The organism is Streptomyces sp. NPDC094143, assembly GCF_040303825.1.
Classification (GTDB): domain Bacteria; phylum Actinomycetota; class Actinomycetes; order Streptomycetales; family Streptomycetaceae; genus Streptomyces.
On sequence record NZ_JBEOTZ010000012.1, the window covers coordinates 1 to 18,569 of the forward strand.

An 18,569-nucleotide genomic window follows, 5' to 3' on the forward strand; every position below is an offset into this window, starting at 1 on the left:
CGCGTGCGCGCGCCGGCGGGGGGGGGGGCGGGGCCCCCCGCCCCCGCCCCCCCCCCCCACGACCCGAACCACCCGAGCTCTCTGAGACAATGTGGCACATGGCCAACGACCGACCCCGCGTGCTTTCCGGCATCCAGCCCACCGCCGGCTCGTTCCACCTCGGCAACTACCTCGGCGCCGTCCGCCAGTGGGTGGCCCTGCAGGAGTCCCACGACGCGTTCTACATGGTCGTCGACCTGCACGCGATCACGGTCCCGCAGGACCCGAAGGACCTGCGCGCGAACACGCGCCTGGCCGCCGCCCAGCTCCTCGCGGCCGGTCTCGACCCGGACCGTTGCACGCTCTTCGTGCAGAGCCACGTCCCCGAGCACGCCCAGCTCGCCTGGGTCATGAACTGCCTCACCGGCTTCGGCGAGGCGTCCCGGATGACCCAGTTCAAGGACAAGGCCGCCAAGCAGGGCACCGACCGCGCCTCCGTCGGCCTGTTCACGTACCCGATCCTCCAGGTCGCGGACATCCTGCTCTACCAGGCCCACGAGGTCCCCGTCGGCGAGGACCAGCGCCAGCACGTCGAGCTCACCCGCGACCTCGCCGAGCGCTTCAACGGCCGCTTCGGCCCCACCTTCACCGTCCCCAAGCCGTACATCCTCAAGGAGACGGCGAAGATCTACGACCTCCAGGACCCGTCGATCAAGATGAGCAAGTCGGCGTCCACGCCGAAGGGCCTGATCAACCTCCTGGACGAGCCGAAGGCCACGGCCAAGAAGGTCAAGAGCGCCGTCACGGACACGGACACGGTGATCCGCTACGACGCCGAGAACAAGCCGGGCGTCAGCAACCTCCTCACGATCTACTCGACCCTCACCGGCGAGACCATCGGCGAGCTGGAGGAGAAGTACACCGGCAAGCTGTACGGCGCGCTGAAGACGGACCTCGCCGAGATCATGGTCGAGTTCGTCACGCCGTTCCGGGAGCGCACCCAGCAGTACCTGGACGACCCCGAGACGCTCGACGCGGTCCTGGCCAAGGGCGCCGAGAAGGCCCGCGCCGTCGCCGCCGAGACCCTCGCCCAGGCGTACGACAAGGTCGGCTTCCTGCCCGCCAAGCACTGAACGCCACCCCCGCGCACAGCCGTACCACCGAACAGCGCTGTACATCACTCCGGTTGCGCCTGCCCGTAACCCGGTCGTGGCCGTACAGTCGATAACCGGGTGGTCGTATCAGCGGCCCGCCAACGGAAACGACAGGAGACGACGTGGGGACCGTAACGATCGGTGTCTCGATCGCGGTCCCGGAGCCTCACGGCAGCGAGCTCCAGCAGCTGCGCGCGGGCTTCGGCGACGCCGCGGCTCACGGCATCCCCACACACGTCACCCTGCTGCCGCCGACGGAGATCGACGAGGCCGCGCTGCAGGCCGTCGAGACGCACCTCACCGAGGTCGCCGCGGCCGGCCGGCCCTTCCCGATGCGGCTGTCCGGCACCGGCACCTTCCGGCCCCTGTCCCCGGTGGTGTTCGTCCGGGTCGTCGCCGGGGCGGAGGCCTGCGCGCGGCTCCAGCAGCAGGTCCGCGACCCCGCCGGGCCCATCGCACGCGAACTGCAGTTCCCCTACCACCCGCACGTCACCGTGGCGCACGGCATCGACGAGGCCGCCATGGACCGCGCCTTCGAGGAGCTCGCCGGCTACGAGGCCGAGTGGCCCTGCACCGGCTTCGCCCTCTACGAGCAGGGCGCCGACGGCGTCTGGCGCAAGCTGCGCGAGTTCCCCTTCGGCGGCCCCGTCGTCCCCTCGCAGGCCGACCGCGTGGATCACGGCTCGATCCCCACGCGCTGACCGGCCGCGGGTCAGATCGGCAGGCGCCGGAACACCCCCCGCGGCAGGTGCCGCAGCGCCGCCATCACCACGCGCAGCGCGCCCGGCACCCACACCGTCTCCGAGCGGCGGCGCAGCCCCAGCTCGACCGCCGTCGCGACCGCCTCCGGCGTGGTCGCCAGCGGCGACTCGGGCAGCCCCGCGGTCATCCGCGTCCGCACGAAGCCGGGGCGTACGACCATCACGTGCACGCCGGTGCCGTGCAGCGCGTCGCCCAGCCCTTGCGCGAAGGCGTCGAGGCCGGCCTTGCTGGAGCCGTAGATGAAGTTGGCGCGGCGGGCCCGCTCGCCCGCGACGGAGGACATCACGACCAGCGAGCCGTGCCCCTGCGACTGGAGCGCCCGGGCGCACACCAGGCCCGCCGAGACCGCGCCGGTGTAGTTGGTCTGCGCGACCCGCACCGCCGCCTCCGGCTCCCGTTCGTCACGGGCCTGGTCACCGAGCAGCCCGAAGGCGAGCAGCACCAGGTCGATGTCGCCCTCGGCGAAGACCTTGCCGAGCACGGCCTCGTGGGAGGCGGGGTCGAGCGCGTCGAAGGCGACGGTGTGCACGTCGGCGCCGAGGCCGCGCAGCTGCCCGGCGGCCTCCTCCAGCGCGGGCGAGGGACGGCCCGCCAGCCAGACCGTGCGGGTGCGGCGGGCGATCAGCCGGCGGGCGGTGGCCAGCGCGATCTCGGACGTACCGCCGAGGACGAGCAGGGACTGGGGGAGGCCGAAGGCGTCCTTCATGACAGCTCCTAGGGATGGCTCAGAGATGGAGGCGGCGGGCCAGGTCGGACACGAACACCCCGTGCGGGTCCAGCTCGGCGCGCAGGGCCCGGAAGTCGTCCAGGCGCGGGTACATCGCCGCGAGCAGCTCCGGGCGCAGCCGGGCGTCCTTGGCGAGGTAGACGCGGCCGCCCGCGGCGGCGACCTCCTCGTCGAGCTCGTCGAGGAAGGCGTCGAGGCCGGGCAGGCCCGCCGGGATGTCCAGCGCCAGCGTCCAGCCGGGCACGGGGAAGGACAGCCAGCCCGGGTCGGACTCGCCGAAGCGCTTGAGGACGGCCAGGAAGGACGGGCAGCGGCGTTCGGAGATCCGGCGCACGATGCGGCGCAGGGCGTCCTCCCGGCCGTAGCCGACGACGAACTGGTACTGCACGAAGCCGCCCCGGCCGTAGACGCGGTTCCAGTGGGGGACCCCGTCCAGCGGGTGGAAGAAGGCGGGGATCCGCTGGAGCTGGCCGGTCCGTGCGCGGGGCGCCTTGCGGTACCAGAGTTCGTTGAACAGGCCCACGGTCGTCCGGCTGAGCAGGCCCTCGGGCAGAGCGGCGGGAGCGGACGGCAGGCGCGAGGTGCGGAAGGAGAGCGCGTCGCGGCGCATCCGGGCGGGGAGCGCGTCCAGGGGCGCGTGGTCGCCGCGGGTGAGGACCGCGCGGCCGGTGGCGGCGCCCCGGGCCAGCAGGTCGATCCAGGCGACGGAGTAGCGGTAGCGGTGGTCGGTGGCGGCCAGCCGGGCCATCAGGTCGTCGAGGTCGGTGGCGCGCTCGGTGTCGACCGACATCAGCGAGGTCTCGACCGGCTGGAGCCGGATCGTGGCGGTGAGGATCACCCCGGTCAGGCCCATGCCGCCGGCGGTCGCGTCGAACAGCGGCGTGCCGGGGATCACCGTCTGGATCTCGCCGTCCGCGGTGAGCAGTTCGAGGGCGAGCACGTGCCGCGCGAAGGAGCCGGAGACGTGGTGGTTCTTGCCGTGGATGTCGGCGCCGATCGCCCCGCCGACGGTGACGTAACGGGTGCCGGGCGTGACCGGCACGAACCAGCCGAGGGGCAGCAGCACCTCCATCAGGCGGTGCAGGGAGACGCCCGCGTCGCACAGCACGGTGCCACCGTCGGCGTCGATCGCGTGCACCCGGTCCAGACCCGTCATGTCGAGCACGGCCCCGCCCGCGTTCTGCGCGGCGTCGCCGTACGCCCGGCCCAGGCCCCGGGGGATCCCGCCGCGTTCTCCGCAACCGCGGACGGCCGCCGCGGCCTCCTCGTACGTCCGCGGGCGGATCAGCCGGGCGGCGGTGGGAGCGGTGCGGCCCCAGCCGGTGACGGTGGTGTGGTCGAGGCCCATGACGTCCGGGGCGGAATCGGGGACGGAGTCGGTGTCGGCAGACATGTCGATGACCGTATCGCCCTAGTGTGAGCTATGAGTTAGAGAACATGGCACCTCTCCCCGAAATGGGTGATTAATGGGATGTCGCTCAATATTGCCGGAGTTCAGGCGAGTCGGACGTGAACAGTGAGTCCACATGGACGACCTCGACGACCTGCACGACATGGACCACCGGATCGTTTCGGCGCTCAGGGCGTGCGGCACCGACCCGCGCGTGGCCGGCGCCGCACGCGCCCTGTCCTGGGCGGGGGAGCACGCGGCGCTGTGGCTGGCGGCGGGGCTCGCCGGAGCCGCCGTCGACCGCGGCAGACGCGGCGCCTGGCTGCGCGGCACCGCCCTCACCGCCGGGGCGCACCTGGCCAGCATGGGAGTGAAACGGATCGTGCGCCGCCCGCGCCCCGCGCACGTCGACCCCCTGGTACGCACCGCCGGCCGGCACTCCTTCCCCAGCTCGCACGCCACCTCGTCCGCCGCCGCCGCCGTCGCCTTCGGCGCCCTGGGCGTCCCCGTGGCCGGGCCGCTCGCCGCCGCCGTGTGCGTCTCGCGCCTGGTCGTCGGCGTCCACTACCCCTCGGACGTCGCCGCCGGCGCGGCCCTCGGCGCCCTCGCGGCCCGGCTCGGCGCCCGCTGGATGCGCGGAGGCGCCCACCATGACTGAGACGGCCGTCCTCCGTCAGCGCGCCCCCGAGCAGCCGCCCGCGCCCACCCGCCAGGGCGGTCTTCTGGCCGGTCTGCTCCGAACCGCACGCCCCCGGCAGTGGGTCAAGAACGTCCTCGTCATCGCCGCCCCGGCCGCCGCCGGAGAGCTCTTCTCCCGGCACGCCCTGACCCAACTCGCCCTGGTCTTCGTCCTGTTCACGGCATGCGCCGCCGCCGTCTACCTCGTCAACGACGCCCGCGACGCCGACGCCGACCGCGCCCACCCCGTCAAACGGCACCGCCCGGTCGCCGCCGGACAGGTCCCGGTACCCGTCGCCTACGCCGTCGGCGGACTCCTCGGCGTCCTCGCGCCCGTGGCCGCGGCCCGGTTGTGCGGCCCGGCCGTCGCCGCTCTGCTGACCGCGTACCTCGCCCTGCAACTGGCCTACTGCATCAGCCTCAAGCACGTCCTGGTCGTCGACCTCGCCGTCGTCACCACCGGGTTCCTGATGCGGGCCATGGTCGGCGGGCTCGCCCTCGGCATCCCGCTCTCGCGCTGGTTCCTGATCACGACCGGGTTCGGCGCGCTGTTCATGGTGTCGGCCAAGCGCTACTCGGAGGCCGTGCAGATGGCCGGAAAGGCGGGCGCCACACGCGCGTTGCTCACCGAGTACACCACCGGCTACCTCCGCTTCGTCTGGCAGCTCGCGGCCGGTGTCGCCGTCCTCGGCTACTGCCTGTGGGCCATGGAGGAGGGCGGCGTCCCGCACACCAGCGTGCTGCCCTGGCGGCAGCTGTCCATGATCGCCTTCATCCTGGCGGTCCTGCGCTACGCCGTCTTCGCCGACCGCGGCACCGCCGGCGAGCCCGAGGACGTCGTCCTGCGCGACCGGGCGCTCGCCCTCATCGGCGTGGTGTGGGTGGCGATGTACGGCCTGGCGGTGGCCAATTGGTGACCACGCGCGCGTGGTCGGGCCCCGCGCCCCCGCTGCGCCGGGAACTGCTGGGCTTCGCCGCCGCCGGCCTTGTCGCCTACGCGGTCGACCTCGCCCTGTTCACCTGGCTGCGCGGCCCCGGCGGGCTCGGCCCGCTCACCGCCAAGGCCCTGTCCTTCCTGGCCGCCTGCGCGGTTGCCTACGCGGGCAACGCCCTCGGCACCTACCGGGCCGCGCGGCCCCGCGGCCTGCGCCCCTGCGCCGTGTTCCTCGCGGTGAACCTCGCGGGGGCCGCCGTCCAGCTGCTCTGCCTCGCCGTCAGCCACTACGGCCTCGGACTCACCTCGCAGCGCGCCGACACCGTCTCCGGCGCGATCGTCGGCATGGCCCTGGCCACAGTCCTGCGGTTCTGGGGTACCCGTACCTGGGTGTTCCCGGCGGCGGAGGGCAGAGTCGGATCATGGACTGGCTGAAAAAGCTCCCGGTGGTGGGGCCGTGGGCGGGACGGCTGATGATCACACACGCGTGGCGGTCGTACGAGCGGCTGGACCGGGTGAAGTGGACACGGCTGGCCGCCGCGATGACCTTCACGAGTTTCGTCGCGCTGTTCCCGCTGCTCACGGTCTCGGCGACCATCGCCGCCGCCACGCTCAGCACCGGGCAGCAGGACCAGCTGCAGGACAAGATCGCCGAGCAGGTGCCCGGCATCTCCGACCAGCTGGACATCGCCGGTCTGGTGGAGAACGCCGGCACCATCGGGCTGATCGCCGGCGCGCTGCTGTTCTTCACCGGCGTCAGCTGGGCCGGCTCGATGCGCGAGTGCCTGCGGGCGGTGTGGGAGCTGCCCGACGACGAGGAGAACCCCGTCGTGCGCTACGGCAAGGACGCGGGCGTCCTGATGGGCCTGGGCGGCGCGCTCCTGGTCACCATCGCCGCCTCCGCCGTCGCCTCCGCGCTGATCGGCTGGGTCACCCGGGAGCTCGGCGTCGACGAGGACGGCTGGGGCGGGGTCCTGCTGCACGCCGTCGCGTTCCTGATCGCCGTCCTCGCCAACTTCCTGCTGCTGCTGTACGTCCTGACGCTGCTGCCCGGCGTGGAGCCGACGCGCCACCGCCTGGTCGTGGCGGCCCTGACCGGCGCGGTCGGCTTCGAACTGCTGAAGCTGCTGCTCAGCGGCTACCTGCAGGGGGTGGCCGCGAAGAGCATGTACGGCGCGTTCGGCGTGCCCGTCGCGCTGCTGCTGTGGATCAACTTCACCTCGAAGCTGGTGCTGTTCTGCGCCTCCTGGACGGCGACGCGGAGCAAGCAGGACGAGGTCCCGGAGTTCACGGGCGGGTCCGGCGGCGCACCAGATCCGGCAGCGGCCACCGGCGGTTGACCAGGAACGCGCCGCCCGCGAGCAACACCAGCACGCCCCCGGTGACGCCGAGCGCGACCCCGATGCCGCTGGAGCCGTCCGCGACCGGGGCGCCGGCCACCGGCTTGGCTCCCGTCCCGGCCGTGCCCTCACCCGCGTCCCCGGAGCCGCCGGCCTCGCCGGAGGGGTTCGCGTCCGGCTGGGCACCGGCCTGCGCGGCGCTCTTGGGCGGCACCAGCTCGCCGACCGGCTGCACCTTCCCGGCGGCCTTGAAGCCCCAGTCGAACAGCCGGGCGGTCTCCTTGTAGACCGCGTTGTGCTCGTCCTTCTCCGGGTTCATCACTGTCACCAGCAGCACCTTGCCGCCCCGCTCGGCGACCCCGGTGAAGGTGGCGCCCGCGTTGGTGGTGTTGCCGTTCTTGACGCCGGCGATGCCCTGGTAGACGGGTATGTCCGCGTCACCGGTCAGCAGCCGGTTGGTGTTCTGGATCTCGAAGGGCTTGCGGACCTTCTTGCCCTTCTTGTTCTTCTTCGTCTCACCGGGGAACTTCGCGGTGACCGTCGAGGCGTACTCGCGGAAGTCCGGCTTCTGCATCCCGGAGCGGGCGATCAGCGTCAGGTCGTAGGCCGACGAGACCTGCCCCTGCGCGTCGTAGCCGTCCGGGCTGACGACGTGAGTGTCGAGGGCCTGGAGCTCCTCGGCGTGCTCGTTCATCTCCCGGACGGTGTTCTCGACGCCCTCGTTCATCGCGGACAGCACGTGCACGGCGTCGTTGCCGGAGCGCAGGAAGACGCCGAGCCACAGGTCGTGGACGGTGTAGGTCTCGTCCTCCTTTATGCCGACCATGCTGGAGCCCGGGCCGATGCCCGCCAGGTCGGAGGGCACGACCTTGTGCTTGGTGGTCCTCGGGAACTCCGGCAGCAGCGTGTCCGCGAACAGCATCTTCAGCGTGCTCGCCGGGGCGAGGCGCCAGTGGGCGTTGTGCGCGGCCAGCACGTCACCGGTCTCGGCGTCGGCGACGATCCAGGAGCGGGCGCTCAGGTCCTTCGGCAGCACCGGCACACCGCTCGCCAGGTTCACCTGCGTCCCCGGCCGTCCGAGCCGGGCGCCCCCGACGGTCGACATCGTCGCCGGGGGAGTGGCCGACGGGCTCGCCGACGGGCTGCCCGAGGGTTTGGGGGCCGCGACGGCGGCGGGCGCGGCCAGGGCGAGGGACGACAGGACGGCGGAGGTGACCAACAGGGATCGCCTGACGGTCTTCTTCGGTGCGGGCACGGTCGGAAACGTACATGCAGCGCCGGGGGAAGTCCCGTTCCCGGCCCTACCCCGCGAACGGAACCGGACAGGCCCTGGAGATACTGGGTGCATGAAGCTCAGCCGCCCCGTGTCCTGGTTCCTGCTCGCCTTCGGGGTGTGGAGCTGGGTCATCTGGATCACTTTCGTCAAGAACCTCGTCGAGGACGGCAGCGGGCTCGCGTTCGACGACGGTCGTCCCACGGCGTACTTCTGGGTGCACCTGCTGCTCGCCGTCGTCTCCTTCGTATTGGGGACGGTCGTCGGGGCCATCGGGTTGCGTGGTCTGCGCGCACTGCGCCGGACGTCATAACGGCAATCGGGAGACACGACACCGTGGCCATCGTCCTCGTACTCGTCGCACTGCTGGTCCTGGCCGTCATCGTGACGGCCAACTGGTACGTGTGGCGCCGCCTGTTCCGCGACACGACCCGCGGTCCCGGCCTCACCCGCCGCGCGGGCGCGGTGCTGATCGCCGGCGGCTGGGTCCTCGCGGTCACGGCCCTGGTCGCGGAACGCACCGGCGCGCCCTTCTGGCTCCAGCAGGTCCTCGCCTGGCCGGGCTTCCTCTGGCTGGCGCTGTCGATGTACCTGCTGCTGGCGGTCCTCGCGGGCGAGGTCGTACGGCCGGTGCTGCGACGCTTCCTGGAGCGGCGGGACGGAGCCGAGCAGCGGGGCGGGGAGCCCGGCTCGCTACCGGCGGCCCCGGCACCGACCGAGAAGGTCACCGTGCCCGGCGGAGCGGCCGAACCCGTGGCGCCCGGCCCGGAGCCCGCCCCCGCGCCCGGTCCGGCCGGGGACCGCGCCCGGCCGCCCGCCCCCACGGACCCGGCCGGCACCCCCGCACCCACCGGCCCCTCCCGCCGCCTCTTCGTCTCCCGCGTGGTCGGCGGTGCGGCCGCCGCCGCTGCCGTCGGCACCGTCGGGTACGGGACGTACGGCGTGCTGCGCGGCCCCGAGGTCAAGCGGGTCACCGTGCCGCTGGCCAAGCTGCCGCGCGGCGCGCACGGGTACCGGATCGCCGTGGTCAGCGACGTGCACCTCGGCCCGGTCCTGGGCCGCGGCTTCGCGCAGAAGGTCGTCGACACCGTCAACGCGACCCAGCCCGACCTGATCGCGGTCGTCGGCGACCTGGTCGACGGCAGCGTGAAGGACCTGGGCCCCGCCGCCGCCCCGCTGGCCCAGCTGAGGGCGCGCCACGGCTCGTACTTCGTCACCGGCAACCACGAGTACTTCTCCGGCGCCGAACAGTGGGTCGAGGAGATCCGGCGGCTCGGCCTGACCCCCCTGGAGAACGCCCGCAGGGAACTGCCGTACTTCGACCTGGCCGGGGTCAACGACATCGCCGGCGAGGACGAGGGCCAGGGCCCCGACTTCGCGCGGGCGCTCGGCGACCGGGACCGGGCCCGCGCGTGCGTGCTCCTCGCCCACCAGCCCGTGCAGATCCACGACGCCGTCGAACACGGCGTCGACCTCCAGCTCTCCGGCCACACCCACGGCGGCCAGCTCTGGCCCGGCAACCTCATCGCCTCCGGCGCCAACCCCACCCTCGCGGGCCTGGAGCGCTACGGCGACACCCAGCTCTACGTCTCCCGCGGCGCCGGCGCCTGGGGCCCGCCCACCCGCGTGGGGGCGCCGTCCGACATCACGGTGATCGAGCTGGCGTCGAAGCAGGCCTGACCCACGCCGGTGAGAACGCCCCGGACCCGGACACGACCTAGGACTCGGCGGCGCGCCCGGCGGGGTCCGGGAACGCCCGGGTCATGCCCGGCAGGAAGTCCGTGAACAGCTCGTGCACCTCCCGCACGAGCGGCCGCAGCACCCGGAAGCGGGCCAGGGCGACCCCGCGCGCGGTGAGCCGGGCACCCCGCTCGGCGAGCCGGTAGCTGCGCTCGCGGCCCTCGGTCCGGTCGAAGATCCAATACAGGCACAGGCCCATCTGGGACAGCCACATCAACTCGGGCAGGATGTCCCGCAGTTCCTCGGGCACCTTCGTCTTCGTCCCGGCCAGCACCTGCCGGTGGACGCTGATGGCCTCCACGCGCGCGTGCTCCGACTCGGGCGAGAAGGGGCTGAGCGGGCTGTCCGGGTCGGCGGCGTTCTTGAAGAACTGCACCGCGAACTCGTGGTACGGCGTGGCGATGTCCAGCCAGGCCCGCAGCACGCCCGCCAGCCGGGCCTCCAGGTCGGTCTCCCGCCGCAGGATCTCCCGGACGGCCACCTGGTGCTCGGCGGCGATCCGGTCGTAGAAGCCCTGGATCAGGTGCTCCTTGCCCTCGAAGTAGTAGTAGGCGTTCCCGACGGAGACCCCGGCCTCCTTGGCGATGGCCCGCATCGTCGTCTTGTCGTAGCCGCGTTCCTGGAACAGCCGCATGGCCGTCTCCAGGATCAGGGCGCGGGTCTGCTCGGACTTGGTCGGGGTGGCGCCGTCGTCGGGGCCGTCGTTCTTCTCGGGCACGGGAAGAGAGCCTAACGCCAGGACCGGTGCCGCTACCGAGGGGCGCAGGTGCCGTCGGCGCAGCCCGGAGCGGTGTAGGTCCAGCCGGTGCCGGGGGCGTACGCCCACCCGTCCGCCCGCCGGTACACCCGGCCGCCCCACTGACCCGTGCCGCGCTGCCCCCGGTTCCACTGCGTCCCGCGCCACTTCGCGGCGGCGAGCACGGCGCCCTTGGCGAGCCGGGCGCCGGAGGGGGTGCTCAGCCGGTGGGCGAGCGGCCGGTGCTCGCGCAGCGCCCACAGGGTGACGACCCAGGCGGCCGGGCCCCGGTAGACCTGTCCGGCGTCGCCGACGACGGTGATCTCGTCGAGGGTGGCGCCGTGGTCGAGGCCGGGAAAGCGCCGCCGGGCCTCGGCGGAGCCGGCCGGGACCGGCTCCAGCGGCACCAGTTGGGGCTGCCGCAGGAGCCAGTCGCGCAGGAACGCGCACAGGGAGCACTCGGCGTCGTAGAGGACGGTGAGCCGGCGGACCGGGGCGGGGCCCGGTCGCGGGGCCGGTGCGGTGGCGTTCATGTGCCGTCTCCGTTCAGGCCTGGGCCTGCGGGGCGACCCAGCCCTGCGGCGGCACCGGGGGAACCTGCTCCCGCTCCATCGCGCCCCGGCGCCGGATCCGGTTGAGCACGTAGACGTTGGCCAGGTGCATCACGCCGAGCACCAGCAGCACCACACCGAGCTTGGTCGACAGGGCCTCGAAGATCCCGCGCGTGTCGGTGATGGTCTCGTCGTCGCTCAGGTACAGCGCGACGAACCCGAGGTTGACGAGGTAGAAGCCGACCACCAGCAGGTGGTTGACGGCGTCGGCGAGCTTCTCGTTGCCGTGCAGCACGTCGGCGAGGAAGATCCTGCCGTTCCGGCTGAGCGTGCGGGCCACCCAGATGGTCAGACCGATGCTGACCAGCAGGTAGATGACGTAGGCGACGACCGTGCGGTCCATTGCCCCCACCCTTCTTGAACACGTTCAAAATACTGTCGGGGATGACTGTAGACCTCTTTTTGAACATGTTCAACACAAGGTGCGGGGTGATTGTCAGTGGTGGCTCGTACTGTCGTCGGCATGGCAATCGTGACGTTCGTCGACGAGACGACAGCGGGGGAGCGGCGGGCGGCCTGGGGGCTGGAGATCGCCGAGGAGAGGCTGAGCGTGCGGGAGTTGATCCGCCGCCGGGTGTTCCAGGAGGTCGCCGAGTTCAACGCCCGGACGCCGCAGGTGTTCCAGGGGCTCGTCCAGCCGGAGGACACCGAGCGCGTGCTGAACGGGTACGCGCTGCGCACACCCCGCCGCATCGACCCGGAGGCCCAGACGGCCCTGGCCCTGCGGGCGTTCGCGGGGAACGGCTTCCTGGTGCTGGTGGGAGACCGTCAGGTCACCGACCCGGACGAGGAGATCGACCTCCCGCTCGGCACCGAGGTCACGTTCCTCAAGCTCGTCCCCCTGGTCGGTGGCTGATGAGCGCCTTCCGCACGCCCCGGTCGCACATGGACCGGCTGCGCGACAGGATCACCGAGGGCGACATGGGCCGGGTCGCCGACGAGGCGCTGCGCGTCCTCCGCTCCAGCCGCGGCAGCTGGGGCGGCGGTTGGGAGCAGGCCCTGGACCGGCTGCGCGAGCTGCCGGCCGAGCGCCGCCGCGAGCTGCTGCACGCCCTGGCCGACCGTTTCGCCCAGGCCGGCGACGACACGGAGGACCGCTGCCGCCATCTCGTCCTGTGCGGCCTGATCTCCGAGGGCCTCGACGACGACCCGCTGGCCGCCGAGCGCGGCCGGGCCCTGGACGACCTGGCCCGACGGCAGACCTTCTGGCACGCGGCCCGCTTCGACGCCCTGGCCCGGGCCGAACTGGCCGCGGGCCGCCCGCTGTCCGCCCCTGTCGTGGCCGTCGTCCGCCGCGCCGCCCTGGACGCCTACCGCGCGGACGACCTCCTGACCCTGGCCCGGCAGCTCACCGACCCCGCCCTCAACGTCGGCGAGGCCTGGGCCGACCAGGCCCTGCGCGACGCCACCACCCCCGACTGGCAGGCCCTGCTGCGGCACGCGCTGACGGCCACCGCCTCCAAGCCGACGGCGAAGTGGGACAAGGGCGCGCGGGCCCTGCTGGACACCCTCGGCGCGGACGCCGTCCGCGAGAAGGTCCTCTCCTGGCTCGCCCTGGCCGGCCGCCCCCGCACGCTTCCCCTGGTGCGCCGCGAGTGGGAGCCGGACGTCGACAGCGCCTACGACCCCTACAACGCCACCGCCCTGCGGGGCCTGGCCTGGCTCCTGTCCCTCCTGCCCCCCGACCCCGGCACGGCCCGGGCCCTCGGCACCCTGGTGGAGACCTCGCTCAAGAAGGTCGCGGGCATCGGACCGCGCAACCCGAAGGTCGCCAACGCGGGCGTGATCGCGCTCGCCCGCGTCGAGTCCGAGGCGGCCCTCGCCGAACTGGCCCGGCTGGCCACGCGGGTGACGTACAAGCCCACCGCCAAGCTCCTCGACACGGCCCTGGAGACCCGCGCCGGCGCACTGGGCCTGAGCCGCGAGGAGATCGAGGAACTGGCGGTCCCGGCCTACGGGCTGACGGAGGTCGGGCAGGCGGCGTACCACCTCGGCGAGGCGACGGCCCTGCTGGAGATCCGGGGCACCCGGGCCGTCCTGACCTGGCGCAACGCCGCGGGCAAGCCCGTCAAGAGCGTGCCGGCCGCGGTGAGGCGCGACCACGCCGAGGAACTGAAGGACCTGAAGACGGCGGTCAAGGACATCGACAAGATGCTCTCGGCGCAGAGCGAGCGCCTGGACCGCCAGTTCCTGGCCCGCCGCAGCTGGCCGTACGCCGTCTGGCGCGAGCGGTACCTCGACCATCCGCTGGTCGGCACGCTGGCCCGCCGCCTGCTGTGGACGGTCGACGGCACGACCGCCGGATTCGCGGACGGCGAGCTGCGGACCCTGTCCGACGAACCGCTGCCGCCGGGCACCCGGGTCGAGCTCTGGCACCCCGTCGGCCACGAACCGGCCGAGATCGTCGCCTGGCGCGACTGGCTGGAACGGCACGGCATCACGCAGCCGTTCAAGCAGGCGCACCGCGAGGTGTACCTGCTCACGGACGCCGAGCGCGCGACCCGCACCTACTCCAACCGCTTCGCGGCACACGTGCTGCGCCAGCACCAGTTCCACTCCCTGGCGGCGATCCGCGGCTGGCGCAACAAGCTCCGCCTGTGCGTCGACGACTCGGCCCCGCCCGCCATGCGGGAGCTGCCCCAGTGGGGCCTGCGCGCCGAGTACTGGATCGAGGGCGACGGCGAGGAGTACGGCGTCGACACCACCGAATCCGGCAGCTACCTGCGCCTGCGCACCGACCAGGTCCGCTTCTACCCGATCGACGCCCCGGAGAACTGGGCCCACTGCTACGGCGGCGAGTACACCATGTGGCTCACCCCCGGCCAGAGGCGCGTCGCCCCCGTCCCGCTGAAGGACATCCCGCCCCTGGTCCTCTCCGAGGTCCTGCGCGACGTCGACCTGTTCGTCGGCGTGGCCAGCGTCGGCAACGACCCGACCTGGCAGGACGGCGGCCCGGGTGGCCGCTTCCGGGAGTACTGGAGGTCGTACGGCTTCGGCGAGCTCAACCAGAGCGCCGAGACCCGCAGGCTCCTGCTGGAGCGCCTCATCCCGCGCCTGGCGATAGCCGACCGCTGCACGCTTCAGGGCCGCTTCCTCCACGTCAGGGGCGACCGCCACACCTACAAGATCCACCTCGGCTCGGGCAACATCCTCAGAACCCCGAACGACCAGTACCTCTGCATCGTCCCGAAGTCCGACCCGACGGCACCGGGCACGGGCTACCTGCCCTTCGAGGGCGACCGCATGCTGTCGGTCATCCTGAGCAAGGCGATGCTGCTGGCGGAGGACACGAGGATCACGGACCCTTCGATCCTGAGCCAGCTGTGACGCAAGGGCCGGGGCCCCGCGAGAGCGGACCCCGGCCCCTGCCCCATCCGATCGCGATCCGGGTCTTCCAGTAGTCGGCCCGAGCGATGATCTCCGCTCCGGGGCCGGTCAGAGCGGTTTTGCTGCCCGAGTGGAAGCGCATGGATCCGTCGGCCAGGACGGCCCACAGGTCGGGAATAGTGTCGCCGTTGGCACTCGGTGTGCCCATCAGATGGGGCACGGCACTGCTGGACCATCCCGAGGCGCCGTACTCGTTGTCCGCCCCGCCCGAGGAATTGGCCGCGGTCGCCAGCGAGGTGAGGTCGACCCCGCTGCCCGAAGCCGCGATGCCCTTGCGGAGCCACAGCTTCCCGGAGACGTCGGAGCGGTAGACGAGGTCGGTCACGCCGTCCCCCGAGACGTCCTGGGTGACAGGGAACGTGCCTTTACATCGATGGCGATTTCGATGCGGACCTTGCGGACGGCGTTGACTGGATTTCTTTCCCACGGCATGGCCCGAGGCGGACACGAGTAAGGGAATGATGTGGGTCAGCTGTGCTGGGTGACGACGGCCCTTGTTCAGGTCTGTTCCCTGACCAACGGGGTGCTCCGAGCTCAGTCGCTCGTCCTCGCCTGGCCGGCCTTGAGGATCTCGGCCACGTCGAGGGTCACCTTCGCGCCGATGGAGTCGGGGAGGGTGACGAGCTCGCCGGGGGCGTGCGGGCGGTGGTTCTCGTAGCCGCTTCCCACCGGATCGGTCAGGACGTGGAGACGCTGGTGCTCGCGGTCGACCACCACGTAGACGGGCACCTTCGCCTCGGCATAGGCGGCGACCTTGGTCCTGAGGTCGTCCTTCCAGTTGCCGGAGGTGACCTCGAGCACGAGACGGAAGCAGGCGGGGTCGTACGCGTTGTTCTCGACGAGGTGGTCGTCGATGTCGGCGTCCACCACCACGAGGTCGGGGATGGCGTAGTCCTCGGCGCCGGTGGGGAGCCACAGCCCGACGTTCTGAAGGGTCTCGGTCTCTGCGCCGTGCAGGCCTGCGGCGATGAACGGGATCATGAGGCCGGTGAGGGCACGGGCATGAGGAGCATCCGGGGACGGGGTCACGAGGAGGTGGCCTCCGATGATCTCGACGCGGTAGCCCGGATGGCGCTCCATGATCTCGTCGGCGATGGTCGTCAGGGTGACCGGCTCTTCGTCATGGAAGGGATGCTCGACGGAAGCTGCGGACATCAGGTGCCTCCTGGGGGCTGGTGTCGAGAGCATCATCGTAGGCCGGGCGACGCCCCCGCGGCCCGTTCCGCCGCCTTCATCCGATGGTGTGGCATATGCCAGAAGGCCCCGTCACCAGCGGTGACGGGGCCTTCTCGGTCAGGCTGCCGGGCTCAGTAGCGGCGCGTGATCAGCGCGCGCTTCACCTCGGCGATCGCCTTCGTGACCTCGATGCCGCGCGGGCAGGCGTCCGTGCAGTTGAAGGTCGTGCGGCAGCGCCACACGCCGTCGCGGTCGTTGAGGATCTCCAGGCGCTGCTCGCCGGCCTCGTCGCGCGAGTCGAAGATGAAGCGGTGCGCGTTGACGATGGCGGCCGGGCCGAAGTACTGGCCGTCGTTCCAGAAGACCGGGCAGGACGTGGTGCAGGCCGCGCAGAGGATGCACTTCGTGGTGTCGTCGAAGCGCTCGCGGTCCTCGGCGGACTGCAGCCGCTCGCGCGTGGGCTCGTTCGTGTCCTTCGTGATGAGGAAGGGCATGACGTCCCGGTACGCCTGGAAGAACGGCTCCATGTCGACCACGAGGTCCTTCAGCACCGTGAGGCCCTTGATGGCCTCGATGGTGATCGGCTTCTCGGGGTTGATGTCCTTGATCAGCGTCTTGCAGGCCAGGCGGTTCTTGCCGTTGATCCGCATGGCGTCCGAGCCGCAGATGCCGTGCGCGCAGGAGCGGCGGAACGTCAGCGAACCGTCGAGCTCCCACTTGATCTTGTGGAGGGCGTCGAGGACGCGCTCCTTCGGGTCGATCTCGACCTGGAAGTCCTCCCAGGTGGCGTCCGCCGAGACCTCCGGGTTGAAGCGGCGGACCCGGAAGGTGACCGTGATGTAGGGGGAGTCGGCGAAACCGGGCTCGGGCTTGCCGGCCGCGTCTTCCTTGTCCAGAACAGGGGTAGCCATCAGTACTTACGCTCCATCGGCTGGTAGCGGGTCTGGACGACCGGCTTGTAGTCGAGACGGACGGTTTCGGAGCCGTCGGCGCCGACCTCGCGGTACGCCATGGTGTGCCGCATGAAGTTGACGTCGTCGCGGTTCGGGTAGTCCTCGCGGTAGTGACCGCCGCGGGACTCCTTGCGGGCCAGCGCGGAGACGGCCATGACCTCGGCGAGGTCGAGCAGGTTGCCCAGCTCGATGGCCTCCAGCAGGTCCGTGTTGAACCGCTTGCCCTTGTCCTGGATCGCCACGTTCTTGTAGCGCTCGCGCAGCTCGGCGATCTTCTCGACCGCCGTCTTGATGGTCTGCTCGGTGCGGAACACCATGACGTTGGCGTCCATGGTCTCCTGAAGCTCGCGGCGCAGGACCGACACCCGCTCGGCGCCGGTGGAGTTGCGCAGCCGCTCCACCTGCTCGACCACGAAGTCCGCCGGGTTCTCGGGCAGCTCGACGAAGTCCGCCTTCTGAGAGTACTCCGCGGCGGCGATGCCCGCGCGCTTGCCGAAGACGTTGATGTCCAGCAGCGAGTTGGTGCCGAGGCGGTTGGCGCCGTGCACCGACACGCAGGCGACCTCGCCGGCCGCGTACAGGCCCGGGACGACCGTGGTGTTGTCCGCCAGGACCTCACCTTCGACGTTGGTCGGGATGCCGCCCATGGCGTAGTGCGCGGTGGGCTGGATCGGGATCGGGTCCGTGTAGGGCTCGATGCCGAGGTAGGTGCGGGCGAACTCGGTGATGTCGGGCAGCTTGGCGTCCAGCTGCTCCGGCGGCAGGTGCGTGAGGTCGAGGTAGACGTGGTCGCCCTCGGGGCCGCAGCCGCGGCCCTCACGGATCTCCGTGTAGATGGAGCGGGACACCACGTCACGGGACGCGAGGTCCTTCATGACCGGCGCGTACTTCTCCATGAAGCGCTCGCCGTCCTTGTTGCGCAGGATGCCACCCTCACCGCGGGCGCCCTCCGTCAGCAGGATGCCCATGCGCCAGATGCCGGTCGGGTGGAACTGGAAGAACTCCATGTCCTCCAGCGGGATGCCCCGCCGGTACACGGCCGCCTGGCCGTCACCGGTCAGCGTGTGCGCGTTGGACGTGACCTTGAAGAACTTGCCGCAGCCGCCGGAGGCGTAGATCACGGACTTCGCGTGGAAGACGTGGATCTCGCCGGTGGCCAGCTCGTACGCGACCACACCGGCCGACTTCTTGACGCCGTCGACCTCGGTGATCAGCTGGTCCAGGACGTAGAACTCGTTGTAGAACTCCACGCCCTCCTTGACGCAGTTCTGGTACAGCGTCTGGAGGATCATGTGGCCGGTGCGGTCGGCCGCGTAGCAGGAGCGGCGGACCGGGGCCTCGCCGTGGTTGCGGCTGTGACCGCCGAAGCGGCGCTGGTCGATGGTGCCGTTCGGCGTCCGGTTGAACGGCAGGCCCATCTTCTCCAGGTCGAGGACGGAGTCGATGGCCTCCTTCGCCAGGATCTCGGCGGCGTCCTGGTCGACCAGGTAGTCACCGCCCTTGACCGTGTCGAAGGTGTGCCACTCCCAGTTGTCCTCCTCCACGTTGGCCAGCGCGGCGGCCATGCCGCCCTGCGCGGCGCCCGTGTGGGAGCGGGTCGGGTAAAGCTTCGTCAGGACGGCCGTGCGGCTGCGCTTGGTGGACTCGATGGCCGCGCGCATGCCCGCGCCACCGGCGCCGACGATGACGGTGTCGTACTTGTGGATCTTCATGATTCTCGCAGCCCCGT

The 18,569-nt window shown here is 71.7% G+C and carries 20 protein-coding genes; 10 read left to right on the plus strand and 10 right to left on the minus strand.

The genetic code is table 11. The annotated features are described in order from the left end of the window. Positions 1 to 98: 98 nt before the first annotated feature. On the plus strand, positions 99 to 1,112 hold the full coding sequence (gene trpS, locus ABTZ58_RS17380; protein WP_351356722.1) for a tryptophan--tRNA ligase: 1,014 nt from the start codon (positions 99 to 101) through the stop codon (positions 1,110 to 1,112). Positions 1,113 to 1,255: 143 nt separating this feature from the next. Next, positions 1,256 to 1,834, plus strand: a complete 579-nt coding sequence (locus ABTZ58_RS17385) for a 2'-5' RNA ligase family protein (protein ID WP_351356725.1) — start codon at positions 1,256 to 1,258, stop codon at positions 1,832 to 1,834. 11 nt (positions 1,835 to 1,845) lie between these two features. Here the strand turns inward: ABTZ58_RS17385 and dprE2 are convergent, their stop codons facing one another. Together dprE2 and dprE1 are read right to left on the minus strand one after the other, a co-directional pair. Continuing rightward, entirely contained in the window at positions 1,846 to 2,601 is a 756-nt protein-coding gene (gene dprE2, locus ABTZ58_RS17390) for a decaprenylphospho-beta-D-erythro-pentofuranosid-2-ulose 2-reductase (RefSeq protein ID WP_309095887.1), read from the minus strand. Between the two features lie 19 nt (positions 2,602 to 2,620). After that, positions 2,621 to 4,015 (minus strand): decaprenylphosphoryl-beta-D-ribose oxidase, encoded by a 1,395-nt coding sequence (gene dprE1 / locus ABTZ58_RS17395; protein WP_351356728.1) that lies wholly within the window; start codon positions 4,013 to 4,015, stop codon positions 2,621 to 2,623. A 133-nt stretch (positions 4,016 to 4,148) separates the two neighbouring features. Here dprE1 and ABTZ58_RS17400 point away from each other — a divergent pair, with 133 nt between their 5' ends. Genes ABTZ58_RS17400 through ABTZ58_RS17415 form a run of 4 tightly spaced genes read left to right on the plus strand, consistent with a single transcriptional unit; the run spans position 4,149 to position 6,964 of the window. Further along, positions 4,149 to 4,670 carry a phosphatase PAP2 family protein gene (locus ABTZ58_RS17400; protein ID WP_351356731.1) on the plus strand — a complete coding sequence of 174 codons (522 nt, stop codon included), beginning with the start codon at positions 4,149 to 4,151 and terminating at the stop codon, positions 4,668 to 4,670. Beyond that, positions 4,663 to 5,607 (plus strand): decaprenyl-phosphate phosphoribosyltransferase, encoded by a 945-nt coding sequence (locus tag ABTZ58_RS17405; protein WP_351356734.1) that lies wholly within the window; start codon positions 4,663 to 4,665, stop codon positions 5,605 to 5,607. The genes ABTZ58_RS17400 and ABTZ58_RS17405 overlap by 8 nt, the downstream gene beginning before the upstream one ends. Beyond that, positions 5,604 to 6,059, plus strand: coding sequence for a GtrA family protein (locus ABTZ58_RS17410; protein ID WP_351356737.1), 456 nt, complete (start codon positions 5,604 to 5,606; stop codon positions 6,057 to 6,059). The genes ABTZ58_RS17405 and ABTZ58_RS17410 overlap by 4 nt, the downstream gene beginning before the upstream one ends. Further along, positions 6,047 to 6,964: a YihY/virulence factor BrkB family protein gene (locus tag ABTZ58_RS17415; protein WP_351356740.1), complete on the plus strand. Its 918-nt coding sequence runs from the start codon at positions 6,047 to 6,049 to the stop codon at positions 6,962 to 6,964. Before ABTZ58_RS17410 ends, ABTZ58_RS17415 begins: the two co-directional genes overlap by 13 nt. On the opposite strand, the gene ABTZ58_RS17420 is transcribed toward ABTZ58_RS17415, so the two are convergent. After that, entirely contained in the window at positions 6,912 to 8,219 is a 1,308-nt protein-coding gene (locus ABTZ58_RS17420; protein ID WP_351356743.1) for a D-alanyl-D-alanine carboxypeptidase family protein, read from the minus strand. The two genes, ABTZ58_RS17415 and ABTZ58_RS17420, sit on opposite strands and share 53 nt — an antisense overlap. 91 nt (positions 8,220 to 8,310) lie before the next feature. On the opposite strand from ABTZ58_RS17420, the gene ABTZ58_RS17425 reads away from it, so the two are divergent. Continuing rightward, entirely contained in the window at positions 8,311 to 8,550 is a 240-nt protein-coding gene (locus tag ABTZ58_RS17425; RefSeq protein ID WP_351356745.1) for an SCO4848 family membrane protein, read from the plus strand. A gap of 23 nt (positions 8,551 to 8,573) precedes the next feature. Next, positions 8,574 to 9,917 carry a metallophosphoesterase gene (locus tag ABTZ58_RS17430; protein WP_351356748.1) on the plus strand — a complete coding sequence of 448 codons (1,344 nt, stop codon included), beginning with the start codon at positions 8,574 to 8,576 and terminating at the stop codon, positions 9,915 to 9,917. Between the two features lie 37 nt (positions 9,918 to 9,954). On the opposite strand, the gene ABTZ58_RS17435 is transcribed toward ABTZ58_RS17430, so the two are convergent. Genes ABTZ58_RS17435 through ABTZ58_RS17445 form a run of 3 tightly spaced genes read right to left on the minus strand, consistent with a single transcriptional unit; the run spans position 9,955 to position 11,667 of the window. Beyond that, positions 9,955 to 10,695: a TetR/AcrR family transcriptional regulator gene (locus ABTZ58_RS17435; protein WP_351356751.1), complete on the minus strand. Its 741-nt coding sequence runs from the start codon at positions 10,693 to 10,695 to the stop codon at positions 9,955 to 9,957. 32 nt (positions 10,696 to 10,727) lie between these two features. Continuing rightward, positions 10,728 to 11,246, minus strand: coding sequence for a thiol-disulfide oxidoreductase DCC family protein (locus ABTZ58_RS17440; protein ID WP_351356754.1), 519 nt, complete (start codon positions 11,244 to 11,246; stop codon positions 10,728 to 10,730). Between the two features lie 13 nt (positions 11,247 to 11,259). After that, positions 11,260 to 11,667, minus strand: a complete 408-nt coding sequence (locus tag ABTZ58_RS17445) for a hypothetical protein (protein ID WP_311680105.1) — start codon at positions 11,665 to 11,667, stop codon at positions 11,260 to 11,262. A 120-nt stretch (positions 11,668 to 11,787) separates the two neighbouring features. Between ABTZ58_RS17445 and ABTZ58_RS17450 the strand changes: the two genes are divergently transcribed. Both ABTZ58_RS17450 and ABTZ58_RS17455 read left to right on the plus strand, forming a co-directional pair. Beyond that, positions 11,788 to 12,180: a hypothetical protein gene (locus ABTZ58_RS17450; RefSeq protein ID WP_351356757.1), complete on the plus strand. Its 393-nt coding sequence runs from the start codon at positions 11,788 to 11,790 to the stop codon at positions 12,178 to 12,180. After that, positions 12,180 to 14,651 carry a DUF4132 domain-containing protein gene (locus ABTZ58_RS17455; RefSeq protein ID WP_351356760.1) on the plus strand — a complete coding sequence of 824 codons (2,472 nt, stop codon included), beginning with the start codon at positions 12,180 to 12,182 and terminating at the stop codon, positions 14,649 to 14,651. The genes ABTZ58_RS17450 and ABTZ58_RS17455 overlap by 1 nt, the downstream gene beginning before the upstream one ends. Here ABTZ58_RS17455 and ABTZ58_RS17460 read toward each other — a convergent pair. The 4 genes from ABTZ58_RS17460 to sdhA form a co-directional block, all read right to left on the minus strand. Beyond that, complete coding sequence (locus ABTZ58_RS17460; protein WP_351356763.1) at positions 14,620 to 15,036, minus strand: hypothetical protein; 417 nt, start codon at positions 15,034 to 15,036, stop codon at positions 14,620 to 14,622. The two genes, ABTZ58_RS17455 and ABTZ58_RS17460, sit on opposite strands and share 32 nt — an antisense overlap. 209 nt (positions 15,037 to 15,245) lie before the next feature. Further along, the gene (locus tag ABTZ58_RS17465; protein WP_351356766.1) at positions 15,246 to 15,866 is read right to left on the minus strand and encodes a Uma2 family endonuclease; all 621 of its coding nucleotides are present in this window, start codon (positions 15,864 to 15,866) and stop codon (positions 15,246 to 15,248) included. 152 nt (positions 15,867 to 16,018) lie between these two features. Continuing rightward, entirely contained in the window at positions 16,019 to 16,798 is a 780-nt protein-coding gene (locus ABTZ58_RS17470; protein WP_351356769.1) for a succinate dehydrogenase iron-sulfur subunit, read from the minus strand. Continuing rightward, complete coding sequence (gene sdhA / locus ABTZ58_RS17475; RefSeq protein WP_351356772.1) at positions 16,798 to 18,552, minus strand: succinate dehydrogenase flavoprotein subunit; 1,755 nt, start codon at positions 18,550 to 18,552, stop codon at positions 16,798 to 16,800. The genes ABTZ58_RS17470 and sdhA overlap by 1 nt, the downstream gene beginning before the upstream one ends. Positions 18,553 to 18,569 lie beyond the last annotated feature (17 nt).

Bases quoted from the DNA above. Each gene is read 5' to 3' on its own strand.
- ABTZ58_RS17450 (WP_351356757.1), top strand. From the start codon at position 11,788: ATGGCAATCGTGACGTTCGTCGACGAGACGACAGCGGGGGAGCGGCGG.
- ABTZ58_RS17400 (WP_351356731.1), top strand. From the start codon at position 4,149: ATGGACGACCTCGACGACCTGCACGACATGGACCACCGGATCGTTTCG.
- ABTZ58_RS17405 (WP_351356734.1), top strand. From the start codon at position 4,663: ATGACTGAGACGGCCGTCCTCCGTCAGCGCGCCCCCGAGCAGCCGCCC.
- ABTZ58_RS17465 (WP_351356766.1), bottom strand. From the start codon at position 15,866: ATGTCCGCAGCTTCCGTCGAGCATCCCTTCCATGACGAAGAGCCGGTC.
- trpS (WP_351356722.1), top strand. From the start codon at position 99: ATGGCCAACGACCGACCCCGCGTGCTTTCCGGCATCCAGCCCACCGCC.
- ABTZ58_RS17440 (WP_351356754.1), bottom strand. From the start codon at position 11,246: ATGAACGCCACCGCACCGGCCCCGCGACCGGGCCCCGCCCCGGTCCGC.
- ABTZ58_RS17425 (WP_351356745.1), top strand. From the start codon at position 8,311: ATGAAGCTCAGCCGCCCCGTGTCCTGGTTCCTGCTCGCCTTCGGGGTG.
- ABTZ58_RS17455 (WP_351356760.1), top strand. From the start codon at position 12,180: ATGAGCGCCTTCCGCACGCCCCGGTCGCACATGGACCGGCTGCGCGAC.
- ABTZ58_RS17470 (WP_351356769.1), bottom strand. From the start codon at position 16,798: ATGGCTACCCCTGTTCTGGACAAGGAAGACGCGGCCGGCAAGCCCGAG.
- ABTZ58_RS17415 (WP_351356740.1), top strand. From the start codon at position 6,047: ATGGACTGGCTGAAAAAGCTCCCGGTGGTGGGGCCGTGGGCGGGACGG.
- ABTZ58_RS17445 (WP_311680105.1), bottom strand. From the start codon at position 11,667: ATGGACCGCACGGTCGTCGCCTACGTCATCTACCTGCTGGTCAGCATC.
- dprE2 (WP_309095887.1), bottom strand. From the start codon at position 2,601: ATGAAGGACGCCTTCGGCCTCCCCCAGTCCCTGCTCGTCCTCGGCGGT.
- sdhA (WP_351356772.1), bottom strand. From the start codon at position 18,552: ATGAAGATCCACAAGTACGACACCGTCATCGTCGGCGCCGGTGGCGCG.
- dprE1 (WP_351356728.1), bottom strand. From the start codon at position 4,015: ATGTCTGCCGACACCGACTCCGTCCCCGATTCCGCCCCGGACGTCATG.